The 13,917-nt window shown below is 70.3% G+C and carries 14 protein-coding genes and 1 pseudogene; 5 read left to right on the top strand and 10 right to left on the bottom strand.

Features of this window, described 5'->3' with window-relative positions:
* Window positions 1–21: 21 nt before the first annotated feature.
* The gene (sbnA, locus tag AB0G84_RS13335) at window positions 22–1,023 is read right to left on the bottom strand and encodes a 2,3-diaminopropionate biosynthesis protein SbnA (RefSeq protein ID WP_361319307.1); all 1,002 of its coding nucleotides are present in this window, start codon (window positions 1,021–1,023) and stop codon (window positions 22–24) included.
* Between the two features lie 46 nt (window positions 1,024–1,069).
* Entirely contained in the window at window positions 1,070–2,113 is a 1,044-nt protein-coding gene (sbnB, locus tag AB0G84_RS13340; RefSeq protein WP_361319924.1) for a 2,3-diaminopropionate biosynthesis protein SbnB, read from the bottom strand.
* 258 nt (window positions 2,114–2,371) lie between these two features.
* Here sbnB and AB0G84_RS13345 point away from each other — a divergent pair.
* Window positions 2,372–3,010: pseudogene (locus AB0G84_RS13345) on the top strand (response regulator transcription factor); the annotation flags it as partial.
* Between the two features lie 67 nt (window positions 3,011–3,077).
* On the opposite strand, the gene AB0G84_RS13350 reads toward AB0G84_RS13345, so the two are convergent.
* From AB0G84_RS13350 to AB0G84_RS13375, 6 genes are read right to left on the bottom strand one after another with little or no spacing between them, the layout of a single operon-like run.
* On the bottom strand, window positions 3,078–3,821 hold the full coding sequence (locus AB0G84_RS13350) for a 4'-phosphopantetheinyl transferase superfamily protein (RefSeq protein WP_361319309.1): 744 nt from the start codon (window positions 3,819–3,821) through the stop codon (window positions 3,078–3,080).
* The gene (locus tag AB0G84_RS13355; RefSeq protein WP_361319311.1) at window positions 3,818–4,669 is read right to left on the bottom strand and encodes a hypothetical protein; all 852 of its coding nucleotides are present in this window, start codon (window positions 4,667–4,669) and stop codon (window positions 3,818–3,820) included. Before AB0G84_RS13355 ends, AB0G84_RS13350 begins: the two co-directional genes overlap by 4 nt.
* On the bottom strand, window positions 4,666–4,932 hold the full coding sequence (locus tag AB0G84_RS13360; RefSeq protein WP_361319313.1) for an acyl carrier protein: 267 nt from the start codon (window positions 4,930–4,932) through the stop codon (window positions 4,666–4,668). The genes AB0G84_RS13355 and AB0G84_RS13360 overlap by 4 nt, the downstream gene beginning before the upstream one ends.
* A 30-nt stretch (window positions 4,933–4,962) precedes the next feature.
* Window positions 4,963–6,255, bottom strand: a complete 1,293-nt coding sequence (locus tag AB0G84_RS13365; protein ID WP_361319315.1) for a type III PLP-dependent enzyme — start codon at window positions 6,253–6,255, stop codon at window positions 4,963–4,965.
* Complete coding sequence (locus AB0G84_RS13370; protein ID WP_361319317.1) at window positions 6,245–7,645, bottom strand: ATP-grasp domain-containing protein; 1,401 nt, start codon at window positions 7,643–7,645, stop codon at window positions 6,245–6,247. The genes AB0G84_RS13365 and AB0G84_RS13370 overlap by 11 nt, the downstream gene beginning before the upstream one ends.
* Window positions 7,646–7,671: 26 nt before the next feature.
* On the bottom strand, window positions 7,672–8,607 hold the full coding sequence (locus AB0G84_RS13375; RefSeq protein ID WP_361319319.1) for a 3-oxoacyl-[acyl-carrier-protein] synthase III C-terminal domain-containing protein: 936 nt from the start codon (window positions 8,605–8,607) through the stop codon (window positions 7,672–7,674).
* A gap of 309 nt (window positions 8,608–8,916) precedes the next feature.
* On the opposite strand from AB0G84_RS13375, the gene AB0G84_RS13380 reads away from it, so the two are divergent.
* Complete coding sequence (locus tag AB0G84_RS13380) at window positions 8,917–10,491, top strand: MMPL family transporter (RefSeq protein WP_361319321.1); 1,575 nt, start codon at window positions 8,917–8,919, stop codon at window positions 10,489–10,491.
* On the top strand, window positions 10,488–11,792 hold the full coding sequence (locus tag AB0G84_RS13385; RefSeq protein ID WP_361319323.1) for a sensor domain-containing protein: 1,305 nt from the start codon (window positions 10,488–10,490) through the stop codon (window positions 11,790–11,792). Before AB0G84_RS13380 ends, AB0G84_RS13385 begins: the two co-directional genes overlap by 4 nt.
* 299 nt (window positions 11,793–12,091) lie before the next feature.
* Here the strand turns inward: AB0G84_RS13385 and AB0G84_RS13390 are convergent, their stop codons facing one another.
* Both AB0G84_RS13390 and AB0G84_RS13395 read right to left on the bottom strand, forming a co-directional pair.
* Complete coding sequence (locus AB0G84_RS13390; protein WP_361319325.1) at window positions 12,092–12,295, bottom strand: DUF397 domain-containing protein; 204 nt, start codon at window positions 12,293–12,295, stop codon at window positions 12,092–12,094.
* Window positions 12,282–13,169 (bottom strand): helix-turn-helix transcriptional regulator, encoded by an 888-nt coding sequence (locus AB0G84_RS13395; RefSeq protein WP_361319327.1) that lies wholly within the window; start codon window positions 13,167–13,169, stop codon window positions 12,282–12,284. The genes AB0G84_RS13390 and AB0G84_RS13395 overlap by 14 nt, the downstream gene beginning before the upstream one ends.
* A 244-nt stretch (window positions 13,170–13,413) precedes the next feature.
* Here AB0G84_RS13395 and AB0G84_RS13400 point away from each other — a divergent pair, with 244 nt between their 5' ends.
* Window positions 13,414–13,584 (top strand): hypothetical protein, encoded by a 171-nt coding sequence (locus AB0G84_RS13400; RefSeq protein ID WP_361319329.1) that lies wholly within the window; start codon window positions 13,414–13,416, stop codon window positions 13,582–13,584.
* A 70-nt stretch (window positions 13,585–13,654) separates the two neighbouring features.
* The gene (locus tag AB0G84_RS13405) at window positions 13,655–13,834 is read left to right on the top strand and encodes a hypothetical protein (protein WP_361319331.1); all 180 of its coding nucleotides are present in this window, start codon (window positions 13,655–13,657) and stop codon (window positions 13,832–13,834) included.
* Window positions 13,835–13,917 lie beyond the last annotated feature (83 nt).

Genomic DNA, 13,917 nt, shown 5'->3' on the forward strand with positions numbered 1-13,917 from the left:
GGCCCCGGCACCGGCCCCGGGCTACGCCGTGGCCCTGCTCACCGAGGACAGCGCGTCCGCCGCGGACAGCTCGTCCCTGTCCAGGCCGTAGATGTCCTGGAGCCACTTCTCCTGGTAGACGGTGTCCAGGTAGTGGTCCCCCAGGTCCGGGGAGATCGCCACGCCGACGATGTCCTGCTCCGGGCGGTGGGCAGCGATCCACTGTTGGGCGCCGCTGAGCACGGTGCCGGTGGAGCCGCCGAGGACGTAGCCGTGCCGGACCAGGTGGTGGCACATCTGGATGGTGTCGGGCTCGGGCACGTGCACCACGTCGTCCACGTACGTGTCGTCGAGGATCTGCGGGCGGACGCTGGTGCCCAGGCCGGGGATCATCCGGGGGCCCGGCGGGGTCCCGAAGGTGACCGAGCCGACGCTGTCGACGGCGACGACGGTGACCGAGGGCCGGTGCTCCTTGAAGTAACGGGCGCAGCCCATCAGGGTGCCGGTGGTGCCGGCACCGATGAAGAGCACGTCGAGGTCGGGGAACTCGGCGGCGATCTCGGGCCCGGTGGTGCCGTAGTGGCTCATCCAGTTGCCGGCGTTGGCGTACTGATTGAGCCACAGGAAGCCCTCGCCGCTCGCGCACAGCTCCTTGACGTGGCGGATGCGGGCGCCGAGCAGGCCACCGTCCTCGTCCGGCTCGGTGACGATCCGCACCTGGGCGCCGAGGTTCTCCATACGCTGCCGGTTGGTCAGCGCACACCGGTTGTCGGTGACGCAGATGAAGCGGTAGCCCTTGCTCGCCGCGACCAGGCTCAGCGCGACGCCGAGGTTTCCCGACGACGATTCCACCAGGGTCATCCCGGGCCGTAAGGTGCCGGCCCGCTCGGCGCGCGTGATCATTTCCACGGCGGCCTTGAGCTTGATCGAGCCGGCGAAGTTGAAGCCTTCGCACTTGAGGTAGAGCTGCGCACCGAGCACGGTCTTCAGGTCGATGAACAGATCCGACACATTGAATTCATGGGGGGCGGATATAACAGGCACGTTCGGTCCTCCCTATCGCAGGGGTGGTCCCGTAAAAGGGTTACGATTACTTTTTCCCGTGCCGGGAAAGCTCGTGGAAGAACCCGTCGATCTCGCGCAGTTCACCCTGGCTGACGAGTTCGTCATAGACATGCTTGGCGACGGTCAGGTCGAGCACGCCGAGGCCGAACGGCGAAAACACCACGGGCCGGTTCCGGGGCACCTTGACCATTCCCGTCATCACGTTGTGCAGCGTCCCGTTGATGAAGTACCGGTTCCCCACTTCCTGTTCGACCAGGTGCACCGAGGTATTGGCCTTCAGCACATGCTCGACGTCGTCCACGAAATTGGACGAGGCCTTGATGATCTCGGGGCCGAGGTCGCGCAGCGAGACGTTCAGCACCACCGGGTTGTGCGAGAACCAGACCGGGTTGGTGACGTGCGGGGTGCCGGCGACGGTGGCGAAGATGACCAGGTCGCTGTTGCGGATCAGGCTCTCGGAGGAGTCGTGGATCGTCGTGCGGGAGGTGCATCCGGTCGCCCGCAGGTGGCCTTCGAAACCGGCGGCGTACTCGGCACTGAGGTCGTGGATGCCGATCTCGTCGAAATCCCAGCCGGTTCCGGCGAGATAGGTGTGGATGTACCGGGCGATGAGGCCGGTGCCGATGAATCCCACCCGCTTCGGCCGGCCGCCCTCACGGGTGAGCTGGTCGGCGGCCAACACCGCGGAGGCCGCCGTGCGGACCGCGCTGATGATGGAGCTCTCCATGCAGGCGAACGGGTAGCCGGTTTCCCGGTCGTTGAGGATCAGCACGGCGGAGGCGCGCGGCAGTCCGGAGGTGATGTTCTCCGGGAAACTCGAAATCCACTTGATGCCGTCGACCCCGACCTCGCCGCCCACAGAGGCGGGGAGGGCGATGATGCGCGACGACGGCCGGTCCTCGAACCGCAGGAAGTACGACGGCGGGTTGACGGTGTCGCCGACCCCGTGCACGCGGTAGGCGTAGTCGACCAGATCGACGATCTGCTTCTCTTGCCCGTCCAAAACTCGGGAAACCTGCTCACCCGAGATGACGGAGAAAGACGGTACCGCAGTGCCAGAGGAGGGCATGGAGACTCCACCATTGATCCGGGACGCTGACGTCGGCGCCGCGGTCCGCGGGCGCGTCAGGGGGCATCGTTGCCGGAAAGCCACACTTCCCCACCCCACTGACGTTTCGATGACCATTCGATTACCGCTCCGACCGCCCGCACAGTGGCCGGATTCGTCATCGATATGTCAGTGGCTTGTCAGTGAGGGTGGGTACAGTCCCGTCCGTAGAGGCGCTGTGTGCGGCGTCGGACAACCGACTGTCGCCGGGAGGCCGTGATGCGCGTCGTTCTCGGGGAGGACCTGTTCCTCCTGAGGGAAGGCATGGAACGCCTGTTGGCGGCCCACGGCTGCGACGTCGTCGCCTCCGTCGACAACGCCCCCGAACTGCTACGGGCGTTGCTGGACGAGCGGCCGGACGTGGCCATCGTGGACGTACGGCTGCCGCCGACCTTCACCGACGAGGGGATCCAGGTCGCGCTGGAGGCCCGCCGCCGCATCCCCGGACTGCCCGTGCTGGTGCTGTCGCAGTACGTCGAGCAGCTCTATGCGCGCGAACTCCTCGCCGACGGCGAGGGTTCGGTCGGCTACCTGCTCAAGGACCGGGTGCTCAACAGCGGTCAGTTCATCGAGGCCGTGCGCCGGGTCGCCGACGGCGGCACCGCCATGGACCCCAAGGTCATCGAGCGCCTGCTGCACAACGGCTCCCGCCGGGAGCCGCTGGGCAGTCTGACCCAGCGCGAGCTGGAGGTGCTGGGGCTGATGGCGGAGGGCAAGTCGAACGCCGGCATCGCCGAGTCGCTGTTCGTCACCGACAAGGCCATCGGCAAGCACATCAACAACATCTTCAGCAAGCTCCAGCTGCTGCCGTCCAAGGACGACAACCGGCGGGTGCAGGCGGTCTTGACCTACCTGAACAACGACACGTCCAGGAGCGCCGGACCGCAGGACCGGACACCGCCCGGTACGCCGGCGAACGGGCCGCTCAGGACACCCCCGCGGTTGCCGCCCGGGGCGTTCGCCACTGCCTGACCTCGACCCGTACGGGCTGCCCCGACGGCCCCGCCGCCACGGCCAGCGCCGCCGCGTACCCCGCGCCGGCCGGCACCCCGTACAGCGACCAGCGCCCCGGCACCCGCCCTTCGGGGTCCGTCACCGGTGTGCCGTCGTCGGCCTCCGGCCCGGTTCCCACCGGCAGCCGCAGGCCGTTCACCATGCGGTCCCCGGCCGCTTTGACCCAGGCCTCCTTGCGGGTCCACAGCCGGGCGTAGCGCGCCGCCGACCGCTCCGGCCCGGCCGCCGCGCGGACGAAGTCCGCCTCCGCTGCCGGGAACCAGCGCCCGGCGCTGTGGGACCGGTCGGCCGGGCGCACCCGTTCCACGTCGATGCCGACCGCTCGCCGCGCGGCGACCGCCAGCAGCGCCAGCTCAGCGGAGTGCGAGAGGTTGAAGCACAGCTGCGGATGGTCGGCCAGGGCGGGCTTGCCCCAGCGGCCGTGGGTGTAGCGCAGCCGCTCCGGCGGCAGTCCCAGAGCGCCGCCGAGGACCGCGCGGGTGGCGCCGTGCGCGATCAGGAAGCGCCGCCGGTCGTCGGGGAGCGCCCGCCGGCCGCGCTGCCGCTCCTCGGGACCGAGCAGCGCGGCCAGGCCGGCCACGACGTCCGGTGGCGCGGACAGCGGTATCCGCCAGACGTGCACGGTGCCGTCCGGCGGATACCCGGCGCCGGTCATGCCCGCGCGGCGCCGAAGTCGAGGACGCAGAGGGAGAGTCCCCCGCGGCCGGTGCCGTCCGGCCCGTCCGGTACGAAGTCGGCGACGACGACCGTGCCGCCGTCCCGGGTGAAGTCGGGCAGCCGTTCGGCCAGCAGCGCCCACACCCCGCTGCACGGGAACTCCGCCGAGGGGCGCACCACCTCCGTCCGCGCTCCGGCGGGCGGCGTGCTCCGCTCCGGGTCGAGGCCGGCGCCGACGAGGAGCGTGCTCACCCCGTCGTCCAGGACCTCGTGCAGTCGGCGGTGCGCCTCGTCGAGGGTCAGCCCGGGGTACTGCCGCACCTCGGTCGGCGCGCCGGGGCCGTCGGCGGACAGCAGCAGGGCGGCGGCACCGTCCCGGGCGTCCGTGCCCTGGCGGGGCGGCCGGGGATCGGCGGGCGAGGTCGTCTGGTCCATGACCGTCACCAGGACCCGGTCCGCCTGGCCCACCGCGGCGTACTGGCCGGCCAGCCGCAGCGCGGTGTACGGGGCCGTCTCGCCCTGGTCGCTGAGGGCGAACCCCAGCGGCTCTCCCGGAACCCGCTCGGTCACGTACGCGACCGCCGAGGTGCGGGGGTCGAAGTCCGGCTCGGCGGAGGCCATGACGACCAGGTCAAGCGGGTCCTCCAGGGCCGGCAGGGCGTCGAGCAGCCCCTCGGCCATGTCGGAGAAGGTGTTGCGGTTGGCCCGCTCCAGCCGCGGCTGGTCGAAGGTGGTGCCGTACATCTCGGCCATGTCCGCGTAGATGCGGACCAGGAAGGGGTCGGCGGGGGCCGGTTCCCGGCCGTCGAAGGCGCGGTGCGCGGCCCCCGCGAGGCGGAGCGTCACCGGGCTGCGGCCACGTAGTCGGCCAGCGTCCGGACGGTGGCGAAGTGGCTCATCTCCAGCTCCTCGGTGTCGAACTCGACGTCGAAGACCTCCTCCAGGCGCATCAGCAGGTCGAGGACGCCGGTCGAGTCCAGGCCGTAGTCGTCGAAGAGCTTGGCGCCCGGACCGAGGTCCGGCAGCTCGCGGTCCAGTACGTCGGCGAGCGCCTGGCGCACGGCGGCGACGGTCTCGTCCTGCGCGGCGGGCTCAGCGGTCTGGGGCATGGCGGTACTCCTGAGAAGGGTGTGGGGTGGTCAGTTGTCGGTTCCGTCGACCGGCGGCCCGGTCGGGTACAGGCGCTGGCGGCGCAGCAGGTCCTCGGGGAACTCCCGCTCGCCGACCAGGTGGTCCCGGCCGTCGATCACCAGCACCTCGGCGGGGTAGCCGTGGCTGAGGAAGTGCACGGGGGAGGCGGTCGGCCCGTACGCGCCGGAGCGCTCCACGCCGATCAGGTCGCCCGCGCGCAGCGGCGGCAGCTGCACCTTCTTGCCCAGGGTGTCGTTGGGCGTGCACAGCGGCCCGGTGATGTTCCAGCTCTCGGTCTCCGCGTCGTCGGTGCGGTTGAGCAGCCGGATCGGGAAGTTGCGCTTGACGAAGGAGCCGATGCCGACGGCCGCCATGTGGTGGTTGGTGCCGCCGTCGACCACCGCGAAGTTCTCGTTCATCGACGTCTTCACATAGCGCACCCGGGAGACGTAGACCCCGTACGGGGCGGTGAGGTAGCGGCCCAGCTCGTTGATCAGCCGGGTGTCGGGGTGGCGGGCGGCGAACTCCTCGATGACCGGGTTGAGCAGCGCGGTCAGCCGCTCCTGGTCGAGGTCGCGCTCCCCGTCGAAGTACGCGACGCCGAAGCCACCGCCGAAGTCGACCAGGTCCAGCGCGAAGCCGAGCTTCTCCGACAGCCGCTCGGCGAGGTCGAAGATGCGGCCGGTGTTCTCGGCCAGCACCTCCTCGCTGAGGATGCGGGTGCCCATGTAGACCTGGACGCCCATCAGCCGGACGTGGGCGTGCCGTGCGGCCAGGTCGGGCAGGTCGAACAGCTGGGTCTCGTCGATGCCGAACTGCCGGGGCTTGCCCCCCATGGTCAGGCCCGAGCCCTTGACCGCGAAGCTCGGGTTGACGCGCAGCGCCACGGACGCGGTGACGCCGCGCTCGCGGGCCAGCTCGTCGATCAGGGCCAGCTCGTCCAGCGACTCACAGACGATCGCGTAGATCCCCTCGTCCAGGCAGGCCGCGATCTCGGCGCGGCTCTTGCCCGGCCCGAGGAAGATGATGTCGCGCGGCGCGATGCCGGCCCGCCGGGCGGTGACCAGCTCGGTCATCGAGGAGATCTCGGCGCAGGCGCCCTGCCTGCCCAGCAGCGCGCAGAGCGAGATGTTCGGGTTCGCCTTGAGCGAGAAGAAGATGTCCGCGCGCGGGTGCAGGCGGGCGCGCAGGGACCGGAAGTTCGCGGCGAGCGCGTCCCCGTCGTACACGTACATCGGCGTGCCGTGCCGCTCGGCCAGCTCGGTGATGCCGATGCCCTGGATCTCGAACTCAGCCGACATGGCGGGCTCCTTCCGTCACCGCGGCCAGCCGGGCGGTGATCTCGGTGTCGATCGCGGAGACCTGTTCCGCGGTGTCGCCCACGACCAGGCCGTACAGCCGTCCGTCGGCGCACCCGCCGGGCTCGGCGAGGGTGTGCACGGCGGCGTTGACCGTGGCGTAGTTGTTCACCAGCAGTCCGGCGCCGTCGGGGCTCTCCAGCAGCAGGCCGTCGAGGGTGCGGCGCAGCTCCTCGAAGGGGAGCGGCGCGGTGAGCTTGAGGGGGTAGTGCCGGGCGAGCGCGATGCGCCCCTCGCCGACGAACGCCTCCTGCAGCAGGACCTGGTACGTGGACATGTTGTTGCGGGCGTTGATCTCGATGACCGGGAAGAGCGTGCCGTCCGGCAGCAGCAGGGCGTCCATCCCCGCCACCCCGAAGTAGCCGTCGGCGGCGAGGCGCGCGCCGATGCCCAGTCCGGCCTCGGTGAGCTCGGCGAACTGCTCCGGGGAGAGCCGCGCGGGCATCCGGTGGCCCTTGTGGGTGCCGTTCTCGGTGAGCGCTTCCTTGATGAAGTCGCAGCGCACCGAACCGTCGCGGCCCACCGTGACCTGGTAGTTGAGATCGGCCTGCTTGGCCACCCACTCTTCCAGCACCAGCCCGGCCCGGTCGCTGCCCGCCGCTTCGGCACGGGAGAGCACCATGCGATGCACCCGGTCGAGCCGGCGCTCGCTCTCGATGACCATGATGCCCTTGCCGGACACGCCGTAGGCGTCCTTGAGGACCAACTTGCGGCCCTGTGCGAGGAGTTCGCGGGCCTCGGCGACGGCGGCCGTCAGCTCGACGACGGTGTCGCAGGCCCAGCCGCGCGCCTGGGGGATGCCGAGCTCATCGGCGACCCGACGGCTGTAGATCTTGCTGTTGACCGCCTTGCACACGGCGGCCGTCGGGTGCGCCAGCGGCAGCCCGGTCCGCTCGGCCAGCTCCTCCTCGACGGCGGAGACGCCGTGCGCGTAGAGCATCAGGCCGTCCCGGGCGGCGGCGTCCGCGAGCGTGGCGTGCAGGGCCGCGTCGGCCAGCGCGTCCTGGGAGACCGTACGCGCCGGGTCGGACGCGGCAACGACGTGCACGGTGGGCAGCGCCAGGCCGAGACCGCGCAGGTACGCCAGGTAGCCCTCGTCCGGCCGCGACTTGAGCACGACGTGGTCGCGCTCGTCGGCCAGCAGCATGGCGAACTCGTCCATGGAGTTCACCACGGCACCGCCGCCGGTGAAGCCCATGCGTGGCAGCCCCGGTTCGCCGACCGCCCACTGCTCCTCGACCTCGAAGTTGCCGAGGAAGACGAACGCCGCCTTCTCGTCCCCGGCCACAGCCGCCTTCAAGCGGGCGTTGAAGCCCGGCAGCAACGTTTCCATGTTGTCCCCTCGCCCGTTATGGCGGCTCAGTGCTGCACGACCATCGCCGAGAACGTCGCGCCGAGCCCGACGGCGGTCAGCAGATACCGCGCGCCGGGGCGCAACCGGCCGAGCTCGCCGGCCGTCCCGTAGTTGATGAAGGGATCCGCGCTGAAGCAGTGGCCGGTTACCGGGATGTTGTCCAGAAAAATACGTTCCAAAGGAAGATCGAGCTGTTCCGCGACCGCTTGCCAGGAGATGGTGTTCACGTTGTGCGGAATGATCAGGTCGATATCGTCGAAGGCGGTACCGGAATTCTCACAGGCCGCCAGCAGCACCTCGGCGAGCGCTTCCGGGTACAGCTTGTTGAATTCCGCGGAGGAAGGCTCACCGGTGACGACGTCGTCGTGGAACCGTCCGTAGGTCCGCGTGGCCCGGCCGAGCACCTGGTCGGCGTCCCCCGCACGTCCCTCGCGCACCAGGACGGCCGCCGCGGCCTCGCCCCCGACGTTGCTGCGCGGCACGCACCGGGCGATCGGGGTGAAGTTCTTCTCGCCGGCGACGACCAGCGCCAGCGCGTCCGGGTCCCCGTCGGCGGCCAGCAGCCGGCCGCAGATCTCCACCGCCTGGATCCCGCTGGCGCAGGCCTGGCCGGTCACCGCGAAGGGCACCGCGTTCGGCAGGCCCAGCTCCGCGGCGATCCGTCGGAGCGCACCGGTGGGGTCCGGCCGGCTGCTGGGGAAGGTACGGGCCTGGACCAGGTAGCGCACCCGCTCCTCCTGGCCGCGCAGCCCGTCCAGCTTGGACGCCGCGGTGAGCAGCAGCCCCTCCTCGTCCAGCTCCGGGGCCCGGCACACCGCGGACAGCCCGTAGAAGCGCTGGAACCGGCGGACCTGCCGGGCGTCCAGCGGGGAATCCTCCCGGAGTTCGGAAATCGGAACAGTCGGGGGGAGGAACGTCGAAACAGCTGCGAAGGATGTCATCCGGTCGCTCCGGAAAGTCTCGGCACGCGCGCCCCCGTATGTTGGTTTTCCAGCGATGCGTTTCCGGGCCAGTCTGGCCAATTCGGCTGACAGTCCAGTGACCGGTTGATGACGGACACTCCGCACGCGGGCGCGTATCGCGTTCGGGGCGGAAGTCCGGTAGTGCTAGCACTACTTCGCAAGGCGACTTATCACCTGTGTGCTTCCGCAGCGGCATCCCCGACCATGGAACGTGCCGCTCCGCCTCCACCTCCTCCGGTATGCCAGAGGGAGGCCGGGAAGACGACGGCCAGACAGAGAGGTGGACCGGTGAGTGTGACGGACCTGAGAACGGCCGTGACCAGGGCAGCGGACTGGAGTGCGGAGCACCCCTGGTCGGCGCTGTCCCTGTGGCTGGGGGGCGTCGCGGTCTCCTTGACCGCGGGAGCCCTGTCCCTCGACACGCCGGTCGACGCGCTGCTCGGCGACGCGTCCGCCCAGGACGCGACCTGGTACGTCCTCCTGGGCAGCGGCACCGTCCTGCTGCTGCTGATCGCGCTGTTCGCGGCGGTGGTGCCCGCGCTGGTGTCGCTGTGGGTCACCCTGAGCATCATGGCCCTGGCCACGGGCTGGTGGGCGGTGGTGGCCCGGCTCTTACCCGACCGGCGCCCCGCCGCCTGTGTCCTGGCCCTGGTGACCATCCTGGGAGCGGCGTTGGGCACCACGTCGTGTGTGCTCCACCTCCGGTCCGCACGCCCGGCCCGGCGCTCCGGGGCGGACCGGTCGCAGGGCTCCGGGACGGCGGGCGGATCCGGCCACCGCGTGCTGCTCTCCAGCTGTGTGACGGTCGCGGTGGTCTGCGGGCTCTACGTCCCCGGCGACGCGCTGCTGTCCACGGTGGCCACCGGGGTGCTGCTCACGGTGGCCGCCGTGCTGCTGGCCTCGGTCACCGTGCTTCCCGCGGTCACCGCCCGCTTCGGCAGGCATCTGGGCCGGCCCAGGCTGCCGGTGCTGTGGCGGTTCAGCTACCGGCTCGGTCCGCCGCGGCTGTGGCCCCTGCTGCTGCGGCCCGGCGTCCGGCACCCCCGGTGGACCCTGGCGGGCTCGATGGTCCTGCACACCGCGATGGCGCTGCCGCTGCTGTGGTGCCCGTCGCAACTCCTCGCCCCGCCGACGGCGTTGCCGCCCGATGCCGTGGCCTTCGACGGCTGCGGGGTCACCGCCCCGAGCGTCGTGGCGATGGCCGCCTCGGCCGTACTGCTGGCCTTCGCCGCGCTGACCGCGGTGTTCCGGTCCGCCCCGGCGGCCGTCGTGGTCACCGTTCCCGGAGCGCTCGCCGCGGTCTCCGCCTGCGGACTGTCCGCGCCGCTCCTGCGGCTGTGGAAGCCCGAACCCACCCCGGGCTCCTGGGGGCTCAACACCCCGGCCACCTGGGCGCCACTGATCGGCTTCGTCCTCGCGCTCGCGCTATCCGTCCTGCTGCTACGCGCCGCCGTGCTGCGCGTGGTGGCGCACCGGGCCGCCGGTATGGCCCCCCGGGAGGCCGCCGCGCGCGCGGTGACCCGCACCTCGGACGACATGACCGCCACCGCCGTCATCCTGTGCACCGTCTTCCTCCTCGGCGAGCGACTGGGCCCGGCCCAAGTCGGGCGGGTGTGCGTGGTGTTGATGGTGTGCGTCGTGCTCACCGTCACCCTGGTACGGGCGTTGACCCTGCCGTCCCTGGCCACGCTCGTGGCCGGAAGCCGTTGGTGGAGCCGCAGCGCCACCCGGCAGCAGGGGTATTGCTCCGTCAGAAGTAGGCCTAACACCCCTGATTCCTGGGCCCGGGCAGCGCAGGATGGTCACAGCACGAGGCCGGGGCCCGCCCCGCACCGAGCAGGAACCTGGAGACGACAGACATGACCGAAGACACATACAGCTCCGTGGAGCGCGCCCGTCAGGGGCGGAACTGGTTCACGGCCGGATGGTTAGCAATGGGCCGCGGGCTGAACATGTTCTTCCTCGGACTGCTGGCCGTCTTCCTCGCCTGGTTCGTGCTCACCGGGCTGACCCTGGCGCTGGTGGGCTTCGGCCTCTTCCTCGTGCCGGGTCTGGTCGCGGCACTGCGCTGGTCCGCCAACGCCCAGCGGCGCCTGACCGGTGCCACCGGCGTGCCGGTCGCCGAGCCGTACTCCCCCCTCCCGCAGGGAGTGAGCGGCTGGAAGGGCGCCTGGCGCAAGTGCGAGGCGATCATCACCGACAGTGCGACCTGGCGGGACATGCTGTGGGCGCAGTGCGCGGTCACCATCACCGGCGCGCTGGCCATCCTCCCCTTCGCGATGCTCGTGCACGGCCTGTTCGGCATGCTGCTCCCGTTCATCTGGGAGCCGGTCATCCAGGCCTGGGACGGCACCTGGTACCTCTTCGTCCCCGTACGCAGCGAGGACGCCGCCTGGATCGCTGCCGGCCTCGGCCTGCTGGAGCTCCCGATCTGCCTGCTGATCGCCCCGTACGCCCTGCGGCTGCACGCCCGCATCACCCACTCCCTGCTGGCGCCGACGGCCAAGGCCGGGATGAGCCTGCGGGTGGAGCACCTCTCCCGGACCCGTACGGACATCGTGGACTCCTCCGCGGCCGAGATCCGGCGCATCGAACGCGATCTGCACGACGGCGCGCAGGCGCGGCTGCTGGCCATGGGCATGAAGCTGGGCGCGGCCGAGTCCCTGCTGGACGAGAACCCCGAAGCCGTACGCACCCTGCTCGCCGAGACCCGCGACGCCTCCGTGCGGGCCCTGGACGAACTCCGTGACCTCGTCCGCGGCATCCACCCGCCGGTGCTCGCCGACCGCGGCCTGGTGGACGCCGTCCGCTCGCTCGCGCTGGAGAGCCGCCTCCAGGTCCAGGTGACCGCGAACCTCCCGTCCCGCCCGGAGCCGGCCGTGGAGTCGGCCGCCTACTTCGCCATCTGCGAGCTGCTGGTCAACGCGACCAAGCACTCCGGGGCCCGCCGGGTCCTGATCGACATCCAGTACCGAGCCAACGCGCTGGCCATGAGCGTCACCGACGACGGCAACGGCGGCGCGGGCCTGGAGTCCGGCAGCGGCCTCCTCGGCATCCAGCGCCGCCTGGCTGCCTTCGACGGCTCCCTCGGCATCAGCAGCCCGATCGGCGGCCCCACGACGGCCACCCTCCAGATCCCCTGCACCCTGACGGTCATGCCCTGACCCCCACCATCCACTCCCCTGAAGAGGCCCGGGCCCCCCGACCCGGGCCTCTTCCCTTGCCTACCGCACGCGCCCCGCGGCGCAACACCACGACCTGCACACCTGCCCGCTGCTCGCCCGGTGCCGTCCCCGCTGAGGTGGCCTGCCCCTGCAAAGCCACGTCGTCATCATCGCTGGCACCGGCCGCGCCCTGTCCGCGTGGCAGCTCGTCCGCTGAACACCACAACGCCCCCTGTACGGCCTGCGAGGGCCGTGCAGGGGACGCGTTCTGCGTTGTTACTGGTCGTTGTGGAGAGTGCTTACAGCTCGCCGAATTCGCCGTTGGCCACACTCGCGATGAACGCTCGCCACCCTTCGGCAGTGCTGGTCAGTACCGGGCCCGTTCCGTGCTGCTTGGTGTCCCGGATGGCGACTGCGTCACGGAGGCGAGCCACCTCGACGCACTCACCATTGCCGTTGCTGTAGCTCGACTTGAACCACGCTGCGTTATCAACCGTGTTCATGGCTCCCTGCCACGTCAGAGAGCAGGCGTCGCGATGCCTGCTCGTCGAGTGCTGCTTCCCAGATTCCCGTCAACGCTGTCTCGTACTGCTCAACCTCCCGTGGCTTGTCCAGGTACAAGCCGCCTGTGTAGCCGTCCACGTAGACCGTCGGCGGTTCTGTGTCGACCCCGTCGCCGTTCACGGGGAAGCGCAGGATGACAAACGGTCCTGTGACGACTCCCGAGTGCATGCCTGCCGCGAAGGGCACGACACGAATTGAGACGTTCGGCAGCTCGGAGACGTAGACGAGGTGCGCGAGCTGCTCGGTCATCACCTCACGGCCGCCGATGGGGCGCCGCAGCACTGCCTCGCTCAGCGCGACGTGCAGTGTCGGCGGTTCAGTGACGCGGGTGAGGAGCGCCTGACGCTCGATGCGTAGGCGCACGCGTCCATCGAGGTCCGCATCGCTAATCCCTTGAATGTGCGTGCGGGTGATCTCTCGTGCGTACCCGTCGGTCTGCAGGAGACCCGGAACAATGTCGCTCTGGTACAGCGAGAGGCTTGCCGCTGCCTCTTCCAGCCCAACATAGACGTCGAACCCTTCGGGGATGACGTCGCCGTAGGCATGCCACCAGCCGCGCGCTTTGGTCTCCTTGGCGAGTCCCATGAGCGCCTCGGTCAAGTCCTCAGAAGCCCCGTAGATCTCGCACATTGCCTTGACATCGAGGCTGCGCAGCGAGGTCCGTCCGGTCTCAATGCGCCAGATCTTCGGCTCGGACCATTCAAGCTTCCGTGCCGCCGCCTTGACCGTCAGACGAGCGTGCCCTCGCAGGTCGCGTAGGTAGCGCCCAAGTTGGCGCCTGGGCACTGTCGACCCTGTCGTTCCCTCGGCCACTAATTCCCCCTTCCCCTCCATTTTGTAGCACTCCCAACGCCCGCAATGTAGTGCTCTGTTGCTTCGCTCCGCAATGCAAGTCAAGCGTTCGAGAACTATCAATCGAATCCACGAAATGTAGTCTTGCAAGCGCTCAGATCGGCGGGCAGTCTAGGAAGTCCAACCCGCCCCGAACAGGCACAACTGGCCCTGTTCGCCGCGGCATTGGCTTCTCGTCAGCTCGCGTCCCGGAAGGGGCAGACCTATGTCGACACCGCAGGAAGCGCCTCAGCAGGGCAACCCCAGCACACCGCCGAGCGCGGACGAACGCCCCACCCTTGAGGAGCTCTTCGAGCAGGCTGCTCAGCTGCGCGCAAAGGTCCAGAACCACACGGAGGCCCTGGGTGAGCCCTGGGCCAAGAGGAACAGCCAGTGAGCCAGCACGCCCAAGCCTTCACGTCCCCGTGGGTGTCCTCCCCCGCCCGGCCCCGCGGGGAGGTGACCGAATGACACACGCTGCCTCGTTGGACGCGTTCTGGCCGGAGCCCCCCGAGCCCCGCGAAGGCTGTGACCGCTGCACCGGACTCGCCACGCAACGCGACCTGGCATACGGGAAGGGCGACCGCACCGCGGAGACCGACTTCAACGTGTTGCTGCGCCGCCACATTGGGGCGGAACACCCGTGAAGACGTTGAACCAGCTTCGTGGCCAGTTCCTCGGCGCCCTCGGTCGCGCACGCTGCCGGCCGCGCGCCCGGTAGCCACCGCCC

Origin of the sequence: Streptomyces sp. NPDC020742, from assembly GCF_040641675.1 — a bacterium.
Classification (GTDB): Bacteria; Actinomycetota; Actinomycetes; order Streptomycetales; family Streptomycetaceae; genus Streptomyces.

Bases quoted from the DNA above. Each gene is read 5' to 3' on its own strand.
- AB0G84_RS13370 (WP_361319317.1), bottom strand. From the start codon at position 7,645: ATGGAAACGTTGCTGCCGGGCTTCAACGCCCGCTTGAAGGCGGCTGTG.
- AB0G84_RS13390 (WP_361319325.1), bottom strand. From the start codon at position 12,295: ATGAACACGGTTGATAACGCAGCGTGGTTCAAGTCGAGCTACAGCAAC.
- AB0G84_RS13365 (WP_361319315.1), bottom strand. From the start codon at position 6,255: ATGTCGGCTGAGTTCGAGATCCAGGGCATCGGCATCACCGAGCTGGCC.
- AB0G84_RS13350 (WP_361319309.1), bottom strand. From the start codon at position 3,821: ATGACCGGCGCCGGGTATCCGCCGGACGGCACCGTGCACGTCTGGCGG.
- sbnB (WP_361319924.1), bottom strand. From the start codon at position 2,113: ATGCCCTCCTCTGGCACTGCGGTACCGTCTTTCTCCGTCATCTCGGGT.
- AB0G84_RS13360 (WP_361319313.1), bottom strand. From the start codon at position 4,932: ATGCCCCAGACCGCTGAGCCCGCCGCGCAGGACGAGACCGTCGCCGCC.
- AB0G84_RS13405 (WP_361319331.1), top strand. From the start codon at position 13,655: ATGACACACGCTGCCTCGTTGGACGCGTTCTGGCCGGAGCCCCCCGAG.
- AB0G84_RS13400 (WP_361319329.1), top strand. From the start codon at position 13,414: ATGTCGACACCGCAGGAAGCGCCTCAGCAGGGCAACCCCAGCACACCG.
- AB0G84_RS13385 (WP_361319323.1), top strand. From the start codon at position 10,488: ATGACCGAAGACACATACAGCTCCGTGGAGCGCGCCCGTCAGGGGCGG.
- AB0G84_RS13375 (WP_361319319.1), bottom strand. From the start codon at position 8,607: ATGACATCCTTCGCAGCTGTTTCGACGTTCCTCCCCCCGACTGTTCCG.